Origin of the sequence: Mesorhizobium sp. M3A.F.Ca.ET.175.01.1.1 (assembly GCF_004791945.1) — a bacterium.
Classification (GTDB): domain Bacteria; phylum Pseudomonadota; class Alphaproteobacteria; order Rhizobiales; family Rhizobiaceae; genus Mesorhizobium.
Genome location: NZ_SRTP01000003.1, coordinates 166,201 through 189,372, shown reverse-complemented (window position 1 = coordinate 189,372; position 23,172 = coordinate 166,201). Strand labels below are relative to the sequence as shown.

General features: G+C 64.4%; 18 protein-coding genes. 6 read left to right on the top strand and 12 right to left on the bottom strand.

The window, feature by feature from the left end:
* The 7 genes from glgA to EN818_RS08805 all read right to left on the bottom strand — a co-directional run bounded on the left by glgA (position 1) and on the right by EN818_RS08805 (position 11,009).
* The gene (gene glgA, locus EN818_RS08835; protein ID WP_135904378.1) at positions 1-1,446 is read right to left on the bottom strand and encodes a glycogen synthase GlgA; all 1,446 of its coding nucleotides are present in this window, start codon (positions 1,444-1,446) and stop codon (positions 1-3) included.
* Positions 1,447-1,574: 128 nt separating this feature from the next.
* Positions 1,575-2,840, bottom strand: a complete 1,266-nt coding sequence (glgC, locus tag EN818_RS08830) for a glucose-1-phosphate adenylyltransferase (RefSeq protein WP_135904376.1) — start codon at positions 2,838-2,840, stop codon at positions 1,575-1,577.
* A gap of 61 nt (positions 2,841-2,901) precedes the next feature.
* Complete coding sequence (gene glgB / locus EN818_RS08825; RefSeq protein WP_135904374.1) at positions 2,902-5,115, bottom strand: 1,4-alpha-glucan branching protein GlgB; 2,214 nt, start codon at positions 5,113-5,115, stop codon at positions 2,902-2,904.
* Between the two features lie 304 nt (positions 5,116-5,419).
* Positions 5,420-7,882: a glycogen/starch/alpha-glucan phosphorylase gene (locus EN818_RS08820; RefSeq protein ID WP_135904371.1), complete on the bottom strand. Its 2,463-nt coding sequence runs from the start codon at positions 7,880-7,882 to the stop codon at positions 5,420-5,422.
* Positions 7,883-8,020: 138 nt separating this feature from the next.
* On the bottom strand, positions 8,021-8,803 hold the full coding sequence (locus EN818_RS08815) for an ATP-binding cassette domain-containing protein (RefSeq protein ID WP_095805619.1): 783 nt from the start codon (positions 8,801-8,803) through the stop codon (positions 8,021-8,023).
* A gap of 2 nt (positions 8,804-8,805) precedes the next feature.
* The gene (locus EN818_RS08810; protein WP_135904516.1) at positions 8,806-9,870 is read right to left on the bottom strand and encodes an ABC transporter permease; all 1,065 of its coding nucleotides are present in this window, start codon (positions 9,868-9,870) and stop codon (positions 8,806-8,808) included.
* A 161-nt stretch (positions 9,871-10,031) separates the two neighbouring features.
* Positions 10,032-11,009: a sugar ABC transporter substrate-binding protein gene (locus EN818_RS08805; RefSeq protein ID WP_165350059.1), complete on the bottom strand. Its 978-nt coding sequence runs from the start codon at positions 11,007-11,009 to the stop codon at positions 10,032-10,034.
* Positions 11,010-11,275: 266 nt separating this feature from the next.
* Here EN818_RS08805 and EN818_RS08800 point away from each other — a divergent pair, with 266 nt between their 5' ends.
* From EN818_RS08800 to EN818_RS08785, 4 genes are all read left to right on the top strand, one after another.
* Positions 11,276-12,502, top strand: a complete 1,227-nt coding sequence (locus tag EN818_RS08800; RefSeq protein ID WP_135904369.1) for an ROK family transcriptional regulator — start codon at positions 11,276-11,278, stop codon at positions 12,500-12,502.
* A gap of 1 nt (position 12,503) precedes the next feature.
* A complete protein-coding gene (locus EN818_RS08795) occupies positions 12,504-12,950 on the top strand; it encodes an RbsD/FucU domain-containing protein (protein ID WP_135904367.1) in 447 nt (148 codons plus the stop codon).
* On the top strand, positions 12,947-13,870 hold the full coding sequence (locus EN818_RS08790; protein ID WP_135904365.1) for a carbohydrate kinase: 924 nt from the start codon (positions 12,947-12,949) through the stop codon (positions 13,868-13,870). Before EN818_RS08795 ends, EN818_RS08790 begins: the two co-directional genes overlap by 4 nt.
* Positions 13,871-14,123: 253 nt before the next feature.
* Entirely contained in the window at positions 14,124-15,266 is a 1,143-nt protein-coding gene (locus tag EN818_RS08785) for a DegT/DnrJ/EryC1/StrS aminotransferase family protein (RefSeq protein WP_135904514.1), read from the top strand.
* Positions 15,267-15,413: 147 nt separating this feature from the next.
* Here the strand turns inward: EN818_RS08785 and cysQ are convergent, their stop codons facing one another.
* Genes cysQ through cysD form a run of 3 tightly spaced genes read right to left on the bottom strand, consistent with a single transcriptional unit; the run spans position 15,414 to position 19,055 of the window.
* Positions 15,414-16,199 (bottom strand): 3'(2'),5'-bisphosphate nucleotidase CysQ, encoded by a 786-nt coding sequence (gene cysQ, locus EN818_RS08780; RefSeq protein ID WP_189523789.1) that lies wholly within the window; start codon positions 16,197-16,199, stop codon positions 15,414-15,416.
* A 10-nt stretch (positions 16,200-16,209) separates the two neighbouring features.
* Complete coding sequence (gene cysN / locus EN818_RS08775) at positions 16,210-18,147, bottom strand: sulfate adenylyltransferase subunit CysN (RefSeq protein ID WP_145971898.1); 1,938 nt, start codon at positions 18,145-18,147, stop codon at positions 16,210-16,212.
* 2 nt (positions 18,148-18,149) lie between these two features.
* The gene (gene cysD / locus EN818_RS08770) at positions 18,150-19,055 is read right to left on the bottom strand and encodes a sulfate adenylyltransferase subunit CysD (protein WP_245420323.1); all 906 of its coding nucleotides are present in this window, start codon (positions 19,053-19,055) and stop codon (positions 18,150-18,152) included.
* Between the two features lie 417 nt (positions 19,056-19,472).
* Here cysD and EN818_RS08765 point away from each other — a divergent pair, with 417 nt between their 5' ends.
* Both EN818_RS08765 and EN818_RS08760 read left to right on the top strand, forming a co-directional pair.
* Positions 19,473-20,768: an O-antigen ligase family protein gene (locus tag EN818_RS08765; RefSeq protein WP_135904361.1), complete on the top strand. Its 1,296-nt coding sequence runs from the start codon at positions 19,473-19,475 to the stop codon at positions 20,766-20,768.
* Positions 20,765-21,694: an NAD-dependent epimerase/dehydratase family protein gene (locus tag EN818_RS08760; protein ID WP_135904359.1), complete on the top strand. Its 930-nt coding sequence runs from the start codon at positions 20,765-20,767 to the stop codon at positions 21,692-21,694. The genes EN818_RS08765 and EN818_RS08760 overlap by 4 nt, the downstream gene beginning before the upstream one ends.
* Here EN818_RS08760 and EN818_RS08755 read toward each other — a convergent pair.
* Positions 21,682-22,218 carry a sugar transferase gene (locus EN818_RS08755; RefSeq protein WP_281036003.1) on the bottom strand — a complete coding sequence of 179 codons (537 nt, stop codon included), beginning with the start codon at positions 22,216-22,218 and terminating at the stop codon, positions 21,682-21,684. The genes EN818_RS08760 and EN818_RS08755 overlap by 13 nt on opposite strands.
* Before the next feature lie 4 nt (positions 22,219-22,222).
* A complete protein-coding gene (locus EN818_RS08750; RefSeq protein WP_135904357.1) occupies positions 22,223-23,155 on the bottom strand; it encodes a glycosyltransferase family 2 protein in 933 nt (310 codons plus the stop codon).
* Positions 23,156-23,172 lie beyond the last annotated feature (17 nt).

The following is a 23,172-nucleotide window of genomic DNA, read 5'->3' as shown; positions in this document are numbered from 1 at the left end:
TCAGGCAACCCTTTTGGAAAGCAGCAAGCGATAGAGTTCGACGTATTTCTCGGCGCTCCTGTCCCAGGAGACGTCCGCCTTCATGCCCTGGCGCTGGATCGATGCCCAGGTCGCGGGCCTGGCATGCACCTCTACCAACTGGCGAATGGCATGCAGCAGCGCGCCGCCATTGTTCGGCGGGAACTGGAAGCCGGTGGCGACGCCGGCCGAAAGTGCCGCCTCGTTGGCGTCGATGATGGTGTCGGCAAGCCCGCCGGTGCGCGCGACGATCGGCACGCAGCCATAGCGCAGGCCGTAGAGCTGGGTCAGGCCGCAAGGCTCGAAGCGCGACGGGATGACGATCGCGTCGCAGCCGCCCTGCATGATGTGGGAGAGCGCTTCATCATAGCCGATGACCACACCGATGCGGCCGCGATGCCGCGCCGCGGCGGCTAGCAGCGAGCCTTCCAGACCGGCATCGCCCGAACCCAGCACCGCCAGCCGCGCCCCGCGCTGAACGATGCCGTCGACGACAGCGGCCAATATGTCCATGCCCTTCTGCCAGGTCAGCCGGCTGATGACGCAGACGATCGGGCTGTCGTCGCTCTCGAGATTGAAGCGGTCCTCGACGGCTTTGCGGTTGGGGCGGCGCGCATCGAGCTTTTCGGCCGAATAGTTGGCCACAAGATGCTTGTCGGTTTCGGGGTTCCAGATGTCGACGTCGATGCCGTTTACGATCCCGTAGAGATCGACGGCGCGCATGTTGATGAGGCCGTCGAGGCCCATGCCGAACTCCGGCGAGCGGATCTCTTGCGCGTAGGTCGGGCTGACCGTGGTGATCGCCCAGGCGGCCTGCAGCCCGGCCTTGAGATAGCCGACGCCGCCATAATATTCGACGCCGTCGAGCTGCATGGCCGCGCCCGGCAGGCCGAGCTCGCCAAAAATGCCGGCGCCGAACTGGCCCTGGAAGGCAAGGTTGTGCACGGTGATCAGCGACGGCACGCCGACCGCCTTGCCGTAGCGCATGTAGGCGAGCGTCATCGCCGACTGCCAGTCATGGGCGTGGACGAGGTCGGGCTGGTAGCCGGAGATGGCGCCGCCGGCGATGTCGCCGCCGATCTGGCTCAGCGCCGCGAAGCGCCGCCAGTTGTCCGGCCAGTCGGAGCCGGAGACGGTGCCATAGGGCCCGCCCTGGCGGTCGAAGAGATGCGGCGCGTCGAGCACGAAGAGGTCGAGTTCGCCGATCCTGACGGCATGGACCGAAGCCTTGCCGCCCTGCAGCAGCGGATACTGATAGAGCGCCTTCTTTTTCTTGAAGGCGTCCATCACCACCGGATAGCCGGGAACGAGCGTGCGCATTGCCACACCCTTGCCGGCGAGCGCGATCGGCAAGGCGCCGGTCACGTCGGCAAGCCCACCGGTCTTGATCAGCGGGAAGATTTCGGGCGTGACCGACAGAACCTGCATACGCTAACGATCCACTGCTAATGCATGTCGCCCAAAAGTGTGAAACGGTTCGGGGAAAGCGAGATGCACAAAAACAACTTAAAGTGAAAGCTTGTTGATCAACCTCATCAGGTTGACAGCTTTGCTGGTCAGCTTGACAGCTTGTTGATCATGTCCTGCGTGATCAGGCAGATGCCCTTTTCCGAAACGCGGAAGCGCTTGGCGTCGAGCGCCGGGTCCTCGCCTACCACAAGCCCCTCCGGAATGCGCACGCCATGGTCGATAACGACGCGCTTGAGATGCGCGTTGCGCCCGACATAGCAGTCGGGAAGCATGACCACCTCTTCCAGCTTGGAATAGGAATTGATGCGCGCGCCGGTGAAGATCAGGCTGCGGCGCAGCGATGCGCCGGAAATGATGCAGTCGCCCGAAACCAGCGAGGAAATCGCCTCGCCGCGCCGGCCGTCCTCGTCATGGACGAATTTCGCCGGCGGCTTCAATTCGGCATAGGTCCAGATCGGCCAGTCGCGGTCGTAAAGGTCGAGCTCGGGGGTAACGTCGGTGAGGTCGATATTGGCTTCCCAATAGGCGTCGACCGTTCCGACATCGCGCCAATAGGCCTCGTTCTCGGCCGTCGAGCGCACGCAGGACTTGCCGAAGCGATGCGCGACAGCCTTACCGTGCTGGACGACATGGGGGATGATGTCCTTGCCGAAGTCGCGGCTCGATCCCGGCTCGGCCGCATCGCGGCGCAACTGGTCCATCAGGAACTTGGTCCTGAAGACATAGATGCCCATCGAGGCCAGCGCGAAATCCGGCTTGTCGGGGATGCCGGGCGGATCGGCGGGCTTCTCAATGAAGGAGATGATGTTGTCCTTCGCATCCACATGCATGACGCCGAAGCCCGTCGCCTCCATGCGGGGCACTTCGAGGCAGCCGACGGTCACGTCGGCATTGGCGTCAACGTGCTGGCGCAGCATCAGCTCGTAGTCCATCTTGTAGATGTGGTCGCCGGCCAGGATGACCATGTATTCGGGGTTGTAGGCCTCGATGATGTCGATGTTCTGGTAGACGGCGTCCGCCGTGCCCTCGTACCACTGGGTCTCCGAGACGCGCTGGCTGGCCGGCAGGATGTCGAAGCTCTCGTTTCGTTCCGGCCGCAGGAAATTCCAGCCGCGCTGCAGGTGTCGGATCAGCGAATGCGCCTTGTACTGGGTAGCGACGCCGAGACGTCGAATGCCGGAGTTGAGCGCATTGGACAGAGCGAAATCGATGATGCGCGTCTTGCCGCCGAAATAGACCGCGGGCTTGGCGCGCCGGTCGGTCAGCTCCTTCAAGCGGCTGCCGCGCCCGCCGGCCAGCACATAGGCCATGGCATCGCGTGCCAGCGGCTGGGTTCGTTTCGTGTCTGCCATCAGTACCCTCCCAAGTAAGCTGCCCGGACCGTTGATGCGGCGAGATGGGATATCATCTGCTTCAGTCCGCGGCGAATTCCAGCATGATCGTCGACAGCGGCGGCAACAGCATCGTCGCCGATGTGCCGCCCTCCTCTCCGCTCGCCTCGACCATGCCGCCATTGCCCATGCCGGAGCCGCCATAATCGCCGGCATCGGTGTTGATGATCTCGCGCCATTCGCCCGCCTTCGGCAGCGGCACGCGATAGTTCTCGCGCGGCACCGGCGTGAAGTTGGAGATGATCGCGATCGGATTGCCGCCGGGCGCGCTGCGCAGCCAGGCGAAGACCGAGTTGTCGCGATCGTCGACGATCAGCCAGGAGAAGCCTTCCGGCTCGCAGTCACGCGCATGCAATGCCGGGCGCGAACGGTAGAGATAGTTGAGATCCCGCACGACTTGGCGGACGCCGCGATGCGGGCCGTGTTCCAGCAAGTCCCAGTCGAGCGCGCGCGCCTCGCTCCATTCGCGGCGCTGGGCGAATTCCTGGCCCATGAAAAGGAGCTTCTTGCCGGGATAACCCCACATGAAGGCGTAGTAGGCGCGCAGCGTGGCGAATTTCTGCCAGTCGTCGCCGGCCATCTTGTGGAGCAGCGTGCCCTTGCCGTGCACGACCTCGTCATGGGAGAGCGGCAGCACGAAATTTTCGGAAAATGCGTAGATCAGCCCGAAGGTGACTTCGTTGTGATGGTGCTTGCGATAGATCGGCTCCTTGGAAAGATATTCCAGCGTGTCGTGCATGAAGCCCATGTTCCACTTGAAGCCGAAACCGAGCCCGCCTTCATGCACCGGCCGCGACACTTTCGGCCATGAGGTCGATTCCTCGGCGATGGTGATCACGCCGGGGTGGTGGCCGTAGAGCTCCTTGTTCATCTTCTGCAGGAAGTCGACGGCCTGCAGGTTCTCGCGTCCGCCCTTCTCGTTGGGGATCCACTCCCCCGCCTTGCGCGAATAGTCGAGGTAAAGCATCGAGGCGACGGCGTCGACGCGCAATCCGTCGACATGGTATTTCTCGGCCCAGAACAGCGCGTTGTTGACGAGGAACGACACCACCTCGCGACGGCCGAAATTGTAGATGGCGGTGTTCCAGTCGGGATGAAAACCCTGGCGCGGGTCCTCATGCTCGTAAAGCGCGGTGCCGTCGAAGCGCACGAGCCCGTGCTCGTCGACCGGAAAATGCGCCGGCACCCAGTCGAGGATGACGCCGACGCCGGCGCGGTGGGCGCCGTCGACAAAGCGTGCGAAGCCGTCCGGGTCGCCGAAGCGGGCGGTCGGGGCATAGAGGCCGGTCGTCTGATAGCCCCAGGACGGATCGAAGGGATGTTCCGAGATCGGCAGGAACTCGATGTGGGTGAAGCCGGTGTCGACCACATAGGGGATCAGCCGCTCGGCAAGCTCGTCCCAGCTCAAGAACGTGCCGTCGTCGCGAAGCTGCCACGAGCCGGCATGGACCTCGTAGATCGAGATCGCCTCGCGGCGCGGATCGGCCTTTTGCCAGAAGCTGCGGTGCGCCTCGTCGGCCCATCGATGCGCCATCGGCGGCGCCGTCACCGAGGCCGTCGCCGGGCGCAGCTCCGACTCGAAGGCGAACGGGTCAGCCTTTAGCGGCAGCCTGACGCCATCGGGAGCGATGATCTCGAACTTGTAAGGCCGGCCGGCGCCTAGATCGGGAATGAACAGTTCCCAGATGCCGGTGTCCTTGCGGTCGCGCATGGTGTGCCGGCGACCGTCCCATTCGTTGAAATCGCCGACCACGGAGACGCGTTTCGCATTGGGCGCCCAGACGGCGAAATGCACGCCGGTGGCACCCTCATGGTCGATGATATGGGCGCCGAGCTTGTCGAACAACCTCAGATGCGAGCCCTCGGCCATATAGTAGTCGTCCATCGGGCCGAGTACCGGGCCGAAGGAATAGGGATCGGTCAGCCACCACTCGGCGCCGGCATTTTTCGCGTGGTAGCGCAGCGGCTGGCGTTTGCGGATCGAAAGCCTGCCTTCGAAAAAACCGGCATCGTTGCTGCGGACGAGTTCGCCAGCCTCCTTGCCGGCCAGCGTGTAGGCGGTGACGGATTCGGCATTCGGCACGAAGCAGCGACCGACGAAGCCCTTGCCGGCTTCATGCACGCCCAGGATTGCAAAGGGATCGCCATGCGTGCCGGCAACAATCGCCGCGACATCGCCGGCTGGCGCCAGTCCGTCCGGCCCGCTTGTCGCAGCGGTCGCGCGCGGCTTCCTCATCAGGCGGTCGCCCTCCCTGGGCACCTTTGTTCTGGTGCATGCCGTAATCCCAAAACCGCTGCGCACTTTTGGGCGACATGCATCGACTTTGTTCTGGTGCATGCCGTGATCCCAAAACCGCTGCGCACTTTTGGGCGACATGCATCGACTTGTTCTGGTGCATGCCGTGATCCCAAAACCGCTGCGCACTTTTGGGCGACATGCATCGACTTGTTCTGGTGCATGCCGTGATCCCAAAACCGCTGCGCACTTTTGGGCGACATGCACCGGACGGCCACATTGTTCGTGGCCTCATGCAATCATATCAGACGGGTACGTTCCAGATTTCTTTCGCATATTGGCGGATGGTGCGGTCGGACGAGAACCAGCCGACGCGGGCGACATTGCGGATGGCGCGGGCTTGCCAGTCGGGACTGTTGCGCCAGACGGCGTCGACCTCGCGCTGGCAGGCGGCATAGGAATCGAAATCGGCAGCCACCATGAACCAGTCGCTCTGATAGAGGCCGTTCATCAGTTCGCGATAGCGGTTGGGATCGTCGGGCGAGAACACACCGGAGGAAATCGCCGCCACCGCCTGCGCCAGTTCGGGCGAGGATTCGATCACGCCGCGCGGATCATAGCCATTGCCGCGGCGCTGCGCGACCTCGGCAGTGGTGAGACCGAAGATGAAGATGTTGTCGTCGCCGACACATTGCTTGATCTCGACATTGGCGCCGTCGAGCGTGCCGATCGTCAGGGCGCCGTTCAGCGCGAACTTCATATTGCCGGTGCCCGACGCCTCCATGCCGGCGGTCGAGATCTGTTCCGACAGGTCGGCGGCCGGCATCATCACCTCGGCTAGGCTGACATTGTAGTTCGGCAGGAACACCACTTTCAGCAGGCCGCGCACCGCCGGATCGCGATTGATGACCTTGGCGACATCGTTGGCCAGTTTGATGATCAGCTTGGCGTTGTGATAGCTGGGCGCCGCCTTGCCGCCGAAGAACTTCACGCGCGGCATCCAGTCCCGCTCGGGATGCGAACGGATCTGATCGTAGAGCGCGATCGCCTCCAGGATGTTGAGCAGCTGGCGTTTATACTCGTGGATGCGCTTGATCTGGATGTCGAACAGCGCCGAAGGATCGAGCCTGATGCCGAGCCGGTCGGCGACGAGATTGGCGAGGCGCGTCTTGTTCTGCCGCTTCACAGCGGCGAACTTCTCGCGGAAGGCGGCATCGCCGGCAAACACATCGAGGCCCTTGATCGCCTCGATGTCGTCCATGAAGCGGTCGCCGATCGCCTCGCGGGCGAGCGCGGTCAGCCCCGGATTGCACTGGATCAGCCAGCGCCGCGGCGTGATGCCGTTGGTCTTGTTGTTGATGCGGTCGGGGTAGAGCTTGTGGAGATCGGCAAACACCGTCTCCTTCATCAGATCGGTGTGCAGCGCCGAGACGCCGTTGACCGAATGCGAGCCGACAAAAGCGAGATTGCCCATGCGCACGCGGCGGTCGCCGTTCTCCTGAATGAGCGAGATTCTGGCGATCTGGTCGCCGGAGAACTTTCCGGTGGCGCGGGCCTCGAGCAGCGCCTGCGCGTTGATGGCGTAGACGATCTGCATGTGGCGCGGCAAAAGCCGCTCGAACAGCGGCACCGGCCAGCTCTCCAGGGCTTCGGGAAGAAGCGTGTGGTTGGTGTAGCCGAAGGTACGCTTGGTGACGTCCCAGGCCTGGTCGAAATCCATGCCGTGGACATCCATCAAGAGCCGCATCAGTTCCGGCACGGCAACAGCGGGATGGGTGTCGTTCAGGTGGATGGCGGCCTTGTCCGGCAGCGATTTCAGATCGCCATACTGGCTGAGATGCCGCTGGACGATGTCCTGCAGCGAGGCGGTGGAGAAGAAATATTCCTGTCTGAGCCTGAGCTCCTGCCCGGCCATATGCGAATCGGCGGGATAAAGCACGCGCGACAGCGCATCGGCCTTGTTGCTTTCGGCGAGCGCGCCGATGTGGTCGCCTGCGTTGAACTTGTCGAGCAGGATCGGGTCGATCGGCATGCCGGACCAGAGGCGCAGCGTGTTGACACGCTTGGCGCGCCAGCCGGCGACCGGCGTGTCATAGGCGACGGCAAGCACATGCTCAGTCGGCTTCCAGACGTGGCGTTCGAGCCGGCCGTCCCTGGAGGTGATCGATTCCACCGAGCCGCCGAAGCCGACCTCGAAGGAGCGCTCGCGCCGTTCGAACTCCCAGGGATTGCCGTGATCAAGCCAGGTCTCCGGCAATTCGACCTGCCAGCCGTCATGGATTTCCTGGCGGAACATGCCGTTGGCGTAGCGAATGCCGTAGCCGTGAGCGGGAATGTCGACGGTCGCCATGCTTTCCATGAAGCAGGCGGCAAGCCGGCCAAGGCCGCCATTGCCGAGGGCTGCGTCCGGTTCGAGCGCGGCGATGAGGTCGAGGTCGACATCGAGCGAGGCTAGCGCTTCGCGCATGTTCTCCATCAGGCCCAGATTGGAGAAGGCGTCGCGCATCAGGCGGCCGATCAGGAATTCGAGCGAGAGGTAATAGACCCGCTTTTCCTGCTTGTCGTAGGCCTCCTTGGTCGCCTGGATCCACTGATCGACGACACGGTCGCGCACCACCTTGATCGAGGCGGTCAGCCAGTCATAAGGCGTGGCAACGGTGGTGTCCTTGCCGAGCCGGTATTTGAGGGCGAGAAGCACCTCGTTGGCGAGCGTCTTGGGATCGGGATGGTCGAGAGCGGGGGCTTCGGATGTCATTGCACGCGTCATGCTGCCTCTCGTGATCATGGCCCGATCATACCGGCTTTCGCCGATCGTCCTACCCCATTTTATTGCAACGCAGCATACCCTCAATCGATTTAGGTTGCGAAGCTACCCGGTTGGCTTGCGGCAATTTGCCCTCCGTCGTCAGGCCGCCAATGCGTCTTCGGGCGGTTTCTTGGCGCCGGTCATGAGGGCGACGGCATCGGACATTGAGATCTGCTTGGGATCGACCACGCAGAGGCGCCGTCCCAGCCGGTGGATGTGGATGCGGTCGGCCACCTCGAAGACATGCGGCATGTTGTGCGAGATGAGCACGATGGGCAGGCCGCGCTTCTTGACGTCGAGGATGAGTTCAAGCACGCGCCGGCTTTCCTTGACGCCAAGGGCTGCCGTCGGCTCGTCCATGATCACCACTTTCGAGCCGAAGGCGGCGGCCCGCGCCACCGCCACGCCCTGCCGCTGGCCGCCGGACAGCGTTTCGACCGCCTGGCTGATGTTCTGGATGGTCATCAGCCCAAGCTCGGTGAGCTTGTCGCGGGCGCGCTTTTCCATCGCCGGCCGGTCGAGCATGCGGAACCAGCTACCAAGCGGGCCGGGTTTGCGGATCTCGCGGCCGAGGAACATGTTGTCGGCGATCGACAGCGCCGGCGACAACGCCAGGTTCTGATAGACGGTCTCGATGCCGGCCTCGCGTGCCTCGATCGGCGAGCGGAACAGAACCTGTTTGCCGTCGAGCTCGATCGTGCCCTCGTCGGGGATCACCGCCCCGGAGATCGCCTTGATCAGCGTCGACTTGCCGGCGCCGTTGTCGCCGATCACGGCCAGGATTTCGCCCGGATAGAGATCGAAGTCGCAGGCGTTGAGCGCGGTGACTCGGCCATAGCGCTTGGTGAGATTGCGCGCGGTGAGGACAGGCTGCTGGGTCATGGTTACACCGAAACCTTTCTGATCCACTGGTCGATCGCGACGGCGCCGATGATCAGCACGCCGGTGAGCAGCACTTTCCATTGCGGATCGGCGCCCAGCATGTTGAGGCCCATCGAGACGACGCCGACGATCATGGCGCCGAACAGCGTGCCGAGGATCGAGCCGCGGCCGCCGAAGAGCGAGATGCCGCCGATCACCGTCGCGGTGATGGCCTGCAGATTGTAGTCGGTGACGGCAGCCGACGGTGAAATCGAGCCGTTTCGGCCGATCGAGACCCAGGCCGCGAAGGCGGCGATGAGGCCGGCCAGCGTATAGACGGCCATCAGCACCTTCTTGGTCTGGATGCCCGACAGCTTCGCCGCTTCGGGGTCGTCGCCCACGGCATAGACATGGCGGCCCCAGGCGGTGTGGTTGAGCACGTACCAGAGCAGCATCACCAAGAGGACCATGGCGATGACGCCGGCCGTCAGCACGGCGGAGCCGACCCTGAAACTGATGGCGAAGAGATGCAGCAGCGGCGCCTGGGCATCGACGTCGGCGTCGCGGATCGTCTCGTTGGCCGAGTAGATGAAGTTGGTGGCCATGACGATGTTCCAGGTGCCCAGCGTGACGATGAAGGGCGGTAGCTTCATGTAAGCGACGAGCAGCCCGTTGAGCAGGCCGCAGGCCGCGCCCGCGGCAAGGCCGAGCGCCACCGCGAGGATGGTCGGCATGCCGTAGCTGACGGCGCAATTGCCCATGACCACGGCCGAGATCACCATCACCACGCCGATCGAAAGGTCGATGCCGGCGGTCAGGATGACAAGCGTCTGGGCAGCGCCCAGGATGCCGACGATGGCGATCTGCTGCAGGATCAGCGTCAGCGTGTAGGACGAAAAGAACCGTCCGCCGATGGCGATGCCGAAGATGATGATCGACAGCACCAGCACGATCAGCGGCACGGCGGCAGGCGTGGAATGCAGGAAATGCTGGGCGCGCTTGACGAACGACTTGCCGTGCTCGTCAAAGCTGGCGACGCTGGTGTCGCTGCCCGAGAGTACCTTCTCGAATTCCTGGATTTGCGACATTTCTCCTCCCGTCTCACGGAGCTTCGTCATGGCTCCGTGCCTCGTCTAGCTTCCGGTCTTCCGCCGGGATTTATCAGCGCATACGAAAATGCATCGTCCACCCGAAGCGGCCGGGGATCAAGTCCCCAGCCGCAAGCTTTTGCACACCGGTCAGGCGGGCATCAGCCCCAGCACTTGGCCAGGCCTTCCTTGGTGTCGATGGACTTCACACCGTTGGCCGGCTTGTCGGTCACCAGGTTGACGCCGGTGTCGAAGAAGTTCTTGCCTTCGGTCGGCTTCGGCTTGGTGCCGTCCTTGGCATAGGCGGCGATCGCCTCGATGCCGAGCGCCGCCATCTGCAGCGGATACTGCTGCGATGTGGCGCCGATTACGCCTTCGGCAACCGACTTGACACCCGGGCAGCCGCCGTCGACCGAGACGATCAGCACCTGCTTTTCGAGACCGACGGCCTTGAGCGCCTGATAGGCGCCCACGGCGGCGGGCTCGTTGATGGTGTGGATGACGTTGATGGTGTTGTCCTTCTGTAGAAGGTTCTCCATCGCCTTGCGGCCGCCTTCCTCGTTGCCGTTGGTGACGTCGTGGCCGACGATGCGCGGGTCATCCTCGTCGCCGATCTTGTTCGGGTCCTTGGGATCGATGCCGTAGCCGATCATGAAGCCCTGGTCGCGCAGCACGTCGACGGTCGGCTGAGACGGGGTCAAATCGAGGAAGCCGATCTTGGCGTCCTTGGCCTTGTCGCCGAGCGTGGCGGCGGCCCAGGCGCCGATCAGCTTGCCGGCTTCCAGATTGTCGGTGGCGAAAGTGGCGTCAGCGGCGTCGATCGGATCGAGCGGCGTGTCGAGCGCGATCACCAGCAGGCCGGCGTCGCGCGCCTTCTTCACCGTCGGCACGATGCCCTTGGTATCGGAGGCGGTGATCAGGATGCCCTTTGCGCCGTCGGCGATGCAGCTCTCGATCGCCGCAACCTGACTCTCGCTGTCGCCGTCGATCTTGCCGGCATAGGTCTTGAGGTCGACGCCGAGTTCCTTGGCCTTGGCGGTGGCGCCCTCCTTCATCTTGACGAAGAAAGGATTGGTGTCGGTCTTGGTGATCAGGCAGGCGCCCACGCCCGCGGCAGACGCGGACGAGGCGAACGCCATCAAGCCCAACCCGGCAGCCGCGAAGACGGTGGATTTCAGCAGCGATTTCTTGGTCACGATATCCTCCCAGTGGAACCTTTGCGGGCGCCGGCCAGCCCGGCGCCTCGAGCGCATCCAACCTTTTTCCCAGCGTGGACGCCAGCCCAACAGACACCAGTCCGAGACGCGTGTCAATAATTAAATCACTCTTATTTATTATTGACAGCGGTGCGCCGTTCACTCATTCTGAACGAAAAGCAGTGAGGGGAAACTGACGGAGGAACAGGGTGGAGACCGGCATTGCGAGGCACGGTTCGCCCGAAGCTTTGGAGAGCCGCATGCATCGCGGCACCAACCAGAGCGGCATGCGCGACCACAACGAAAGGCTCGTGCTGTCGCTGGTGCGCCAGCATGGCAGCCTCGCCAAATCCGACATTGCGCGCATGACGGGGCTCTCGGCCCAGACGGTCTCCGTCATCATGCGAGAACTCGAGAACGACAAGCTGCTCGTCCGTCAGGCGCCGTTGCGCGGCAAGATCGGCCAGCCGTCCATTCCGATGGCGCTCAACCCGGAAGGCGCTTTTTTCATCGGCCTCAAGATCGGCCGCCGAAGCGCCGAGCTGGTGCTGATCGATTTCCTCGGCAACGTGCGCGCAATGCTGCAGAATTCCTACCGCTACCCGGCGCCGCGCGAGACGGTCGAGTTCGTCACCGCCGGCATCAAGAAGATGCGCGGCGAGCTGACGCCGGCGCAGGACAAGCGCATTGCCGGGCTCGGCATCGCCATGCCGTTCGAGCTCTGGAACTGGGCCGACACCGCCGGCGCGCCGCGCGACGTGATGGACGAATGGCGCCACCGCGACATCCGCGCCGACATCCAGGGGCAATGCGACTTTCCGGTCTATCTCCAGAACGACGCGACGTCGGCCTGCGGGGCGGAGCTCGTCTTCGGCCAGGCGGGAGGCGCGCGCGATTTCGTCTATTTCTACATCGGCGCCTTTGCCGGGGGCGGCATCGTGCTCAACGGACGCCTGTTCGGCGGACCGACGGGCAATGCCGGCGCACTGGGCTCGATGCCGGTGCCAGGACCCGACGGCAAGCCGACGCAGCTGATCGACGTCGCCTCGATCGCCATATTGGAGAAAGCGCTCAGCGCGAAAGGCGTAGATGGTTCTTATCTTTGGACCTCGCCGCAGGAATGGGGCGAGATCGGCGCTGAGTTCGACGCTTGGATCGCCGGCGCCGCGCAGGCGCTGGCCTATGCCATCGTGGCGGCCTCGTCAGTCATCGATTTCGAGGCCGCCGTGATCGACGGCTGGATGCCGCTCAGCGTGAGGCGGCGACTGGTCGACGCAGTCACCGATGCGCTCGCCGGCATCGATGCAGAGGGACTGAAGCTGCCCATCGTGCGCGAAGGAACCGTCGGCATCCATGCGCGGGCGCTGGGCGGCGCCAGCCTGCCGCTGTCCGAACGCTTCCTCGTCGGTCCGACCTCCATTTCCAGGAGCGCCTGACATGCTCATCGGCATTCCGTCGCTGCTCGGCCCGCAGCTTCTGGCGACGCTGCGCGCGATGGGCCACGGCGACGAGGTCGCGCTGGTCGACGGCAATTATCCTGCGGAGGAACAGGCGCGGCGGCTGATCCGCGCCGACGGCCATCATCTCATCCCCGTGCTCGACGCGATCCTCAGCGTGCTGCCCGTCGACGAGGCGGTGCCGGAGGCGCTGTTTCGCGCTTCGGTCCAGGGCGATCCGGCGCTTGCAGATCCGGTGCATCACGAGATGGAGGCGGTCTGCGCAAGACACGCGCCCGGACGCAAGGTGATTGCGCTCGCCGGCCCCGACTTCTATGCACGCGTCAAGACCGCACACGCCATCGTGGCGACCAGCGAACCCAGACTCTACGCCAACATCATCATCCGCAAGGGCGTGATCCATCCGCCGGAGACCGACAAGACATGATCCTCTGCTGTGGCGAAGCCCTTATCGACATGTTGCCGCGCACGACGACGGAAGGCGAAGCGGCCTTCGCGCCTTATGTCGGCGGCGCGGTGTTCAACACGGCGATCGCGCTCGGGCGGCTGGGCGCGCCGGCCGGGTTCTTTTCCGGCCTGTCCTCGGACCTGTTCGGCGGCCAGCTTCGCGAGGCGCTCGGGGCGAGCAAGGTGAGTTCCACCTATGCGCACACGTCGCCGAAGCCCACGACGCTTGCCTTCGTGCGGCTCACCAAGGGCCAGGCGACCTACACTTTCTATGACGAGAACACTGCCGGACGCATGCTGACCATCGAGGACCTGCCGAAGCTCGGGGCCGAAATCGAAGCCATGCTGTTCGGTGCCATCAGCCTGATCTCCGAGCCGGCTGGATCGGCCTATGAGGAGTTCATGCGGCGTGAGCACAACAGCCGGGTCATGATGCTCGATCCGAACATCCGCCCGAACTTCATCCCCGACAAGGCGAAGCATCTGCGGCGCATCCGCGAGATGATGGCGATGGCTGACATCGTCAAACTCTCGGACGAGGACCTCAACTGGTTCGACGAAGCGGGCTCGCATGAGGACGTCATCCGCAACTGGCTGGAGCGCGGACCGAAATTGATCGTCGTCACCCATGGCAGCGAAGGCGCCGTCGGCTACAGCAAGGAGCACAGGGTCACGGTTGTGCCGGAACGGGTCCAGGTCGTCGACACGGTCGGCGCCGGCGATACGTTCAATGCCGGCATTCTCGCCTCGCTGCACGAACAGGGCCGGCTCACCAAGGCAGGGATCGGCAGCCTCTCCGAGGACGCGATCCGCAAGGCGCTCGCGCTCGGCGCCAAGGCGGCCGCGGTGACGGTTTCAAGGGCCGGCGCCAACCCGCCATGGCGGCACGAAATCGCCTGATCGGCCGTCGGCGCCGACTGGGCCTCCCTGCCCGAACCGATCACTTTATGTTTCCATCGCCGGCACTGTGAGAAAAGCGGGCGCTAAAATGCGCCTTGAAGGCCGCTTTTCCGGCTTGTTCGGACGAAGCGCCGGCAAAACACGGTAACAGCCTGCGACACTTGCGCAATTCGCCTTGGCCGTGGCCGGCTTTCTCGGCCGCGTCAAGTCTGGTACCAGCGGGCCGGTTTACTGGCAGTATCTTGAGGCCGACATGCAGTTCATCGATCTTGGCGCGCAGCGCGAACGAATCCGCGACCGGCTCAAGGCCGCGATCGACCATGTGGTCGAGGACGGCCGCTATATCCTCGGGCCGCAGGTCACCGAGTTCGAAAACAAGCTCGCAGCTTTCGTCGGCGTCAAGCATGTCGTGGCCTGCGCCAACGGCACAGATGCGTTGCTCCTGCCGCTGTTCGCCGCCGGCATCGGCCCTGGCGACGCCGTGTTCGTGCCGAGCTTCACCTTCGCCGCCACGGCGGAAGTGGTGGCGCTCGCCAAGGCCGAGCCCGTCTTCGTCGACGTCGATCCCAGCACTTACAACATCGACATTGCCAGCCTTGAGGCGGCAATCGAAATGATCAAGAAGCAGGGCCGGCTGAAGCCGAAGGCGATCATTCCGGTCGACCTGTTCGGACTTGCCGCCGACTACGAGGCGATCACGGCGATCGCCAAGCGCGAAGGGCTATTGGTGATCGAGGACGCTGCGCAGTCGATCGGCGGCTCCGCCGACGGCAAGATGTGCGGCTCGTTCGGCCATGTCGCCTCGACCAGCTTCTACCCGGCAAAGCCGCTCGGCTGCTACGGCGACGGCGGCGCTATGTTCACCAATGACGCTGCGCTGGCCGACAAGCTGCGGTCCTTCGCCTTCCATGGCAAGGGAGAGACGCAGTACGACAATGTCCGCGTCGGCATCAATTCGCGCCTCGACACGCTGCAGGCGGCGATCCTGATCGAGAAGCTCGCCATTCTCGAGGACGAGATGGTGGCCCGCCAAGCGGTGGCGCAACGCTATGCCGACGGCCTCGGCGACATCGTCAAGGCATCGCGCAACCTGGGCCACGGCCGCTCGGCCTGGGCGCAATATGCCATTGAGACGCCGAAGCGCGATGGGCTGAAGGCCCATCTGACGGAAAAGGGCATCCCGTCGGTCATCTACTATGTGAAGCCACTGCATGCCCAGGTCGCCTATCGCGACTATCCGCGCTCGCCGGCCGGCCTTGCGGTTTCGGAAGAACTGCCGAAGCAGATCCTCTGCCTGCCGATGCATCCCTATCTCAGCGAGGCCGACCAGGACCGGATCATCGAGACGATCCGCAACTACATTGGATCGAATTCGGCGAGCGTCGCGGCGGCTTGATGATCTCCCCCCTTGAGGGGGAGAGGGCCGGCAGGCCAGAGGGGGTCGGTCCGACCGGGCTCGGCCCTTTATCACAGACGAACGGGGTCGGCGCTCTATGCGACGCGACCCCTCTGTCGCCTTCGGCGACATCTTCAAGGGGGGAGATTAAACCGTCCCCCGCTTCCCCGTCGCAATAAAATGCGGATTGGCGAAATCGCTGTCGTCCGCCTGATTGCGCTTGCCGTAGACGAGCGGTCGGCCGTCCAGCGTGCGCGTCATGCCGCCGGCGGCACGCAGCACCGCGTCGCCGGCTGCGGTGTCCCATTCCATGGTGCGGCCGAAGCGCGGGTAGACATCCGCCTCGGCGGCGGCGACAAGGCAGAACTTCAGCGACGAGCCGACCGAAACGATCTCGGCGGCGCCGAGATCGCGGATGAAGGCGTCGGTCTCGGGCGTGTTGTGCGAGCGGCTGGCGACGACCGCGAGCGGCATTCCACTTGCCCGCACGGCAATCGGCTGGCGGCCGGTGATATGAAACTCGCCGTCGATCTCGAGCATTTCCGCCTTGCCCGGCCGGCCAGAGAAGAAACGGCCCGTGCAGGGTGCGAAGACGACGCCGACTTCCGGCACGCCGTGGCGTATGAGCGCGATGTTGACGGTGAAATCGGTGCGGCGGTTGACGAACTCCTTGGTGCCGTCGAGCGGATCGATGAGGAAGAAGGCGTTGTCGAGGTCCGGCGTCGCCACCCCTGCCGCCACCTCTTCCTCGGCCACGCAGGGAATGTGCGGATAGGCAGCGCGCAGGCCGGCCAGGATGATCTTCTCGCTTTCGCGGTCGGCTTCGGTCACGGGCGAAGAGTCGGACTTGTTGTCGACGGCACAGCCTTCGTGGAAGACGCGCATCACCTCGCGCCCGGCGTCCAGGGCCAGGCGCTCGAAGACGCCTAGCATGGCCTCGTCGTCAGATACCGCCGCCATTGTCATATTGGTCTTCAGCAATGTCGCGCTCATCCAGCCAGCGTTCCAGGGCTTCCGCCATCTCCTGAGGGCTCTTGCCGAGCGTCTCGAGACGGATTTCGGGGTTTTCCGGAGCCTCGTAGGGCGAATCGACGCCGGTGAAGTTCTTGATCTCGCCGCTCAGCGCACGCGCGTAAAGGCCCTTCGGGTCGCGGCGGGCGCATTCCTCGAACGGCGTGTCGACGAACACCTCGATGAACTCGCCCTCGGCCATGAGCTCGCGTGCCATGCGCCGCTCGGCGCTGAAGGGGGAGATGAAGGAGACGATGACGATCAGCCCGGCATCGGCCATCAGCTTCGCCACCTCGGCGACGCGGCGGATGTTCTCGACGCGGTCGGCGTCGGTGAAGCCGAGATCGCGGTTCAGCCCATGGCGGACATTGTCGCCGTCGAGAATGTAGGTGTGACGGCCGGACGCGAACAGCTTCTTCTCGAAGAGATTGGCGATGGTCGACTTGCCCGAGCCGGACAGGCCGGTGAACCAGAACACCGCCGGGCGCTGGTTCTTCAGGTCGCTGCGGCCGCGCTTGCCGACATCCAGCGACTGCCAGTGGATGTTCTCGGCACGGCGCAGCGAATGGAGGATCATGCCGGCGCCGACGGTGGCGTTGCTGATGCGGTCGATCAGGATGAAGGCGCCGGTGGTGCGGTTCTCGCCGAAGGGATCGAAGGCGATCGGCGCCCGCGTCGAGAGGTTGCAGACCCCGACCTCGTTGAGGTCCAGCGACTTCGCCGCCTCATGCGCGAAATCGTTGACGTTGACCCGGTACTTCAGGTCGGTGACGGTGGCGCTGACCTGGTCGGTCTCGGTGCGCAGGATGTAGGAACGACCGGGCAGCAGCGCCTGCTCGTCGAACCAGACGATGTTGGCGGTGAACTGGTCGGCGACCTGCGGACGCGCGGCCGGCGACACCAGCATATTGCCGCGCGACACCTCGACCTCGTCCTCGAGGACCAGCGTGATCGCCTGTCCGGCAACCGCCTGCTCAAGGTCGCCGCCATGCGCGACGACGCGCTTGACACGGGTGGCCCTGCCCGACTTGGCGACCACGACCTCGTCGCCTTGCGAGACGGTGCCGGAAGCGATGGTGCCGGCAAAACCGCGGAAATCGAGGTTGGGACGGTTCACATACTGCACCGGGAAACGGAACGGCAGTTCGACGGCTGCCTCGTCGACCGACACGGTTTCCAGATGCTCGATCAGCGACGGCCCGGAATACCACGGCGTGCGCTCCGATCGATTGGTGACGTTGTCGCCATAGCGCGCCGACATCGGGATCGGCACAATGCTTGCGAAGCCCAGTCCTTTGGCGAACTCGCTGTAGTCCGCCACGATGCGATCGAAGACGCTCTCGTCGAAGCCGACGAGATCGATCTTGTTGACCGCAAGCACGATGTGGCGGATGCCGAGCAGCGAGGCGATGATCGAGTGGCGCCTGGTCTGGCGCAGCACGCCCTGGCGTGCATCGATCAGCACGATGGCGACGTCGGCGGTCGAGGCGCCGGTCGCCATGTTGCGCGTATACTGCTCGTGGCCGGGCGTGTCGGCGACGATGAACTTGCGCTTCGGCGTGGCGAAGAAGCGGTAAGCGACGTCGATGGTGATGCCCTGCTCGCGCTCGGCCTCCAGCCCGTCGACCAGCAGCGCGAAGTCGACATCATCGCCGGTGGTGCCGTGCTTGCGCGAATCACGCTCGAGCGCGGCGAGCTGGTCCTCGAATATCTGCTTGGTGTCGGACAGCAGCCGTCCGATCAGCGTCGACTTGCCGTCGTCGACCGAGCCGCAGGTGAGAAAGCGCAACAGCGACTTCTTCTCCTGCGCGGCCATGTAGTCGCGGATCGAGTCTGTCGGGGCGAGGCTTTTGGCCATGATGTGGCGCATGTTCAGAAATACCCCTCGCGCTTCTTCTTTTCCATCGAACCCGCCTCGTCGCGGTCGATGAGGCGGCCCTGGCGCTCGGAGGTGCGGGCGGTCAGCATCTCGCCGACGATGGCTTCAAGCGTGTCGGCATCCGAATCGATGGCGCCGGTCAGCGGGTAGCAGCCCAGCGTGCGGAAGCGCACCAGCCGGTTCTCGACCGTCTCGCCGGGGCGCAGCTGCATGCGGTCGTCGTCCTTCAAGATGAGCATGCCGTCGCGTTCGACCACCGGCCGCTGCTTGGCGAAATAGAGCGGCACGATCGGGATGTTCTCCTGCAAGATGTACTGCCAGATGTCGAGTTCGGTCCAGTTCGACAGCGGAAATACGCGGATCGATTCGCCCGGCGCGATACGGGTGTTGAAGATCTTCCACATCTCCGGCCGCTGGTTCTTGGGATCCCAGGCGTGATGGGCATTGCGGAAGGAGAAGATGCGCTCTTTGGCGCGCGACTTCTCCTCGTCGCGGCGGGCGCCGCCGAAGGCCGCGTCGAAGCCGTATTTGTCCAGCGCCTGGCGCAGCGCCACCGTCTTCATTACATGGGTGTGGGTGTTGGATCCATGGTCGAAGGGGTTGATGTTGTCGCGCACGCCGTCCTCGTTGACGTGGACCAGCAGGTCGAAGCCGAGCTTCTGCGCCATCTGATCGCGAAAGGCGATCATCTCGCGGAACTTCCACGTCGTGTCGACATGCAGAAAGGGAAAGGGCGGCTTGGCTGGATAGAAGGCCTTCATCGCCAGGTGCATCAGCACGGAAGAATCCTTGCCGACCGAATAAAGCATCACCGGCTTGGAAAAAGAGGCTGCAACCTCACGGAAGATGTGGATGGATTCGGCCTCGAGCCGCTGCAGGTGCGTAAGCGCGATATTCATGGACTGTTGAACGTTCTTTCGTGCCGGGCGGACTTGCATGAGACGTTGGCGCCGTTTTCGTGAAACAGCCCGGCAAGTCCTGGACCCTTTTGGCGGGCGTTCTAGCAGATCGCTCTGGTTTAGAACAATGCCAGACAGGCCAGTCGGTGACCAGTTACGGAATGAATTTTCCACGCAAGCCTCACGTTGCGAAAAATCCTGCCCGCGGAGTGAGTGGGGCCAAAAGAGCGAAGAAAACTGTTGCCGCGCCCGCAATCTCCCGCATTTCTGGAGGTCGCTGTGCGATCATGCCGCCCATCTTGTGGTTCCGGGCAAGGCCAGCCGCCCTATCGCAGAGCTGTGGCAGCCGCTATACCGGCCCGGGGACCTGGCAACACCAGCCGGCAGGGCAGCTTAATCCAACTGCGAAGCAGAGCATTGAACGCGCTTTCATCCCTCCGCCGGCACTTCACGCCCGCACAGATCAACATCTACTTCTCGATCGGCTGCTTCTTCTCGCCGCCGGTGCTGGGATCGGCGGTCAGCTTCGTCTTCCATGGCGGCGCGCTGTGGTCGGTGATGCTGCTCGCCTTGAAGCGACGGCGCCTCAACATCGACAGGCCAATGCTCGCCATGACGATCGCGATCTATGCCTATTGCGCGGCAGTGGTGCTCGCCTCGATCGTCAACGGCACGCTTGAAGCGGACTTCAGGTTCTTCCTGCCGCTGGTCACGCTGATGTTCTTCCCGATCTCCTATTCGACATGGAGCATCACGGACAAGACGACGCTTGCCCGCAGCGCCGTACTCGCGAGTGCTGCCGCTTGCATCGGCGCCCTGGCGCTCGCCATCGTGCAGTATTACCGCATCGGCATCAGGGCCGAAGGCGGCGCTGGGAACGCGATCGTGTTCGCAACGGTCACCTGCCTTGCCGTGGCAACGAGCCTTGCCGGGCCGCTGTCCGGGATCGAGAGGCGGAACTGGAAGCGGCTCGCCGTCGCGGCGCTCGCCGGCACCGTCGCGATCCTCTATTCGGGCTCGCGCATCATCTGGCTGGCGCTGCTGCTGGCGGTGATTGCCGTGCTCCTGATCAACCGAAGCAGGCTGGGCGGGCCGAAGCTAAGGCGCCTGGCGATGATCGCCGGGGCGGCCGGCATGGCAGTCGCCGCCATCGGCTTTCCCGTCTTCATGGATCGGGCGGACTTCCTGTTCAGCGACTGGACCGCACTGGCCACGAAGGGCGATCACTCGACAGCGCTCGGCCTGCGCGTGGCCATGTGGGAGATCGGCGCCGAGGCGTTCCGCAACGCGCCGATCTTCGGACACGGCATCACGGCCAGCCGCGAGCTGATGAAACAGGGTTTTCACGACCAGTTCGCAATGGAGCAAGGCTTCAACCATTTCCATAACGGCTTTCTGACCGCGCTGGTCGAGGCCGGCCTGCTGGGCGCCATCGCCCTGGTGGCGATCTTCGTCGTCGCGGTGTGGAATGCGGCGCGGGTGCTGCGGGCCAGCGCGGAGGCGACGGAGCGGCTCGGCGCGACAATGGTGATCGTCACCGTCATCACCTACCTTGTCGGCGGGCTGACCGGTATCTTGCTCGGCCATGACATTCTCGACGCGACGCTGATGGTGTTTCTGGTCTCCGGCACCTATCTGGCCTGTGGGCGAACGGTGTCGCCGACCGGAAAAAGCGCGCCTGCCGTGGCGCCGTCCGCCGGCCAGCTGCGATGAAGGTTCTGGTCACCGGCGCGACCGGCTTCATCGGACGTAGGCTCGTTGACCGGCTGCGCGAAGCGCAATTCGACGTCCGGATTGCTTCGCACCGCCCGGAGGCAGCGAGCGGGAACGACGTGGTCCGGCTACCGGAAGCCGAGGCTTCGGACGAGGACTTCCTGGCGCTCATGCGCGATGTGACGCATGTCGTCCATTGCGCGGCGCTCAACAACGACCGCGCCGCCGGCGAGACCGAGTATCTGGCCGCCAACGCGACGCTGAGCGGACGGCTGGCGAAAGCCGCGGCCGGGCGCGCCGACGGGCGTTTCATTTATTTCTCATCGATCCGCGCTGTTGCCGGCCCAGGCTTCAGCGGCACGATCAGCGAGGCGACGTCCCCTGCCCCACAATGCGCCTATGGCCGCTCTAAGCGCCAGGGCGAGATCGAAGTGCAGGCAGCCTTCGCGTCAGTGGGCCGCGCCGCCGCGTTGCGCCTGCCACCGGTGTATGGCGAAGGCATGAAAGGAAACCTGGCCACGCTGATGCGGCTTGCCGACACTGCCCTGCCGGTGCCGACAGGTGCCCTCACCGGGCTTCGCTCGCTGATCTCGGCCGACGCTGCGGCGGGTGCAGCGGTGCATCTGTTGACCCGACCTGGATCGCTGCACCCGGCCTATGTCGCGAGCGATGCGTCTCCTGTCGCGATGTCCGACATCATCGCCGCGTTTCGACAAGGATTCGGCCGCCCGGCTCGCCTTTTGCCCCTGCCCGCCCGGCCGCTCGTGCTGGCGGCAAGGCTGCTCGGCAAGCAGGCATCATGGCGGGCCTTGACCGCGTCGCAGACCTGCGACCCATCGCTGCTGGTCTCGGAGGGCTGGAGACCGCAGGCCGACACGCTCGGCCGGCTCGAGGAACTGGCGCGACGGGCTGGTCAATCCCGGTAGAGCGTGCCGAGCAAGATCTTGACATCGAGTCCGATCGAGGCCGCCTGCAGATAGGCGGCATCGGTCTCGGCGCAGAGCTTCGGGTCGGACATGTCGATGCCGCGGATCTGGGCAAGGCCGGTGATTCCGGGGAGCGCGGCCAGCACGCCGAGTTGCCGGCGGCGCTCGATGAGTTCCGTCTGCGCCGGCAGGCATGGACGCGGGCCGACCAGGCTCATCTCGCCCCTCAACACGTTCCAGAGTTGGGGCAATTCGTCGATCTTGGTCCTGCGCAGAAATTTGCCGGCGGCGGTGACCGAGCTGGACGGCGCCTCATGGGTCGGCAGGGACGGCGTTCCCGCATACATGGTGCGCAGCTTGTGGCAGGCAAACGGGACGCCGCCGCGGCCGACGCGAGGCTGCGAAAAAATGGCGGGCCCGGACGACGTCAGACGGATCGCCAGCATGGCGACCAACAGGACAGGTGATGTGAGCACCAGCATGACAGCCGCCACGATCACGTCAAAAGCCCGCTTTGCCGTCACGGCATCAGATCCGGCGCCAGAGGAAGGCGAGATAGAGTCCCAGCGTGCCCATCAAGGTCTGCCGGTAGACGCCGCTTTTGCTGAGCAGGCTCAAACGCCTGAAAACGTTGCCCTTGCGCGCCCTGATGAACAGGCGAAGGCAAAGCGCGGCCTCGCGCGTGAGCAGATCCCGATTGGCGGCGAGCCCAGTGAGATTGCTGTCGGTCCAGGTGGCGAACTGGCCTTGGAACAAACGCCCCAGCCGCGAGAGCCTCGCCTTCCACGAGACATTGGCGCCGACGAGGTTCGCCCCATGCTGCCGGTATCTGACCAGCGGCCGCGGCTCGTAGCGGACCTTGCCGCCGGCCGCGGTAATGATCAGATAGGCCCACCAGTCGTGGCTGACGAATTCAGCCCTTGCCGAGGCCTTGGCCAGAAGCATGCGCGCCGCGCGGTTGAGAAGCATGGTGTTGCCGCCGGCGATGCTCTGCACCAGCGCGTTGCGAAACGACGGCGGGCGCCGGAACAGAGGCGAATTGCCGGCCGGGACGCCGGTCTCCGAAATGGTCGCAGTGCGCGAGCAGAACAGAAGCGGCATTTCCGCGTCCAGGGCCTCCATCCAGCGGATGGCGCTCTCCAGCCGGTCCGCCTCCCAGATATCGTCCTGGTCGCAGAAAGCGTAGTAGTCGGCGTCAATGCGGGGATCGACGATCATCGAGCGGAAATTCGCCGCGAAGCCCTTTCGCGGACCGTCGACCAGCGTCAGCGAGCCCTTGTTCCAACGTGGCTGCCACGCCTCGATGATGGACCTCGTGCCATCCGCGGAGCCGTCATCGGAAACCCATAGATCGATTGCAGGCCAGGACTGCGCCACCAGCGATGAGAGCTGCTCGTCGATGAAGGCGGCGCCGTCCTTGGTGCCCAGCAGGACGGCGACGCGCTGGTCTTGTCTGGTCACGGGTTCAGAATCACTCA

Coding starts and splice junctions, on each gene's coding strand:
- glgA (WP_135904378.1), bottom strand. CDS start 1,446: ATGCAGGTTCTGTCGGTCACGCCCGAAATCTTCCCGCTGATCAAGACC.
- glgC (WP_135904376.1), bottom strand. CDS start 2,840: ATGGCAGACACGAAACGAACCCAGCCGCTGGCACGCGATGCCATGGCC.
- glgB (WP_135904374.1), bottom strand. CDS start 5,115: ATGAGGAAGCCGCGCGCGACCGCTGCGACAAGCGGGCCGGACGGACTG.
- EN818_RS08820 (WP_135904371.1), bottom strand. CDS start 7,882: ATGACGCGTGCAATGACATCCGAAGCCCCCGCTCTCGACCATCCCGAT.
- EN818_RS08815 (WP_095805619.1), bottom strand. CDS start 8,803: ATGACCCAGCAGCCTGTCCTCACCGCGCGCAATCTCACCAAGCGCTAT.
- EN818_RS08810 (WP_135904516.1), bottom strand. CDS start 9,870: ATGTCGCAAATCCAGGAATTCGAGAAGGTACTCTCGGGCAGCGACACC.
- EN818_RS08805 (WP_165350059.1), bottom strand. CDS start 11,009: ATGGCGTTCGCCTCGTCCGCGTCTGCCGCGGGCGTGGGCGCCTGCCTG.
- EN818_RS08795 (WP_135904367.1), top strand. CDS start 12,504: ATGCTCATCGGCATTCCGTCGCTGCTCGGCCCGCAGCTTCTGGCGACG.
- EN818_RS08790 (WP_135904365.1), top strand. CDS start 12,947: ATGATCCTCTGCTGTGGCGAAGCCCTTATCGACATGTTGCCGCGCACG.
- EN818_RS08785 (WP_135904514.1), top strand. CDS start 14,124: ATGCAGTTCATCGATCTTGGCGCGCAGCGCGAACGAATCCGCGACCGG.
- cysQ (WP_189523789.1), bottom strand. CDS start 16,199: ATGCTAGGCGTCTTCGAGCGCCTGGCCCTGGACGCCGGGCGCGAGGTG.
- cysN (WP_145971898.1), bottom strand. CDS start 18,147: ATGCGCCACATCATGGCCAAAAGCCTCGCCCCGACAGACTCGATCCGC.
- cysD (WP_245420323.1), bottom strand. CDS start 19,055: ATGAATATCGCGCTTACGCACCTGCAGCGGCTCGAGGCCGAATCCATC.
- EN818_RS08760 (WP_135904359.1), top strand. CDS start 20,765: ATGAAGGTTCTGGTCACCGGCGCGACCGGCTTCATCGGACGTAGGCTC.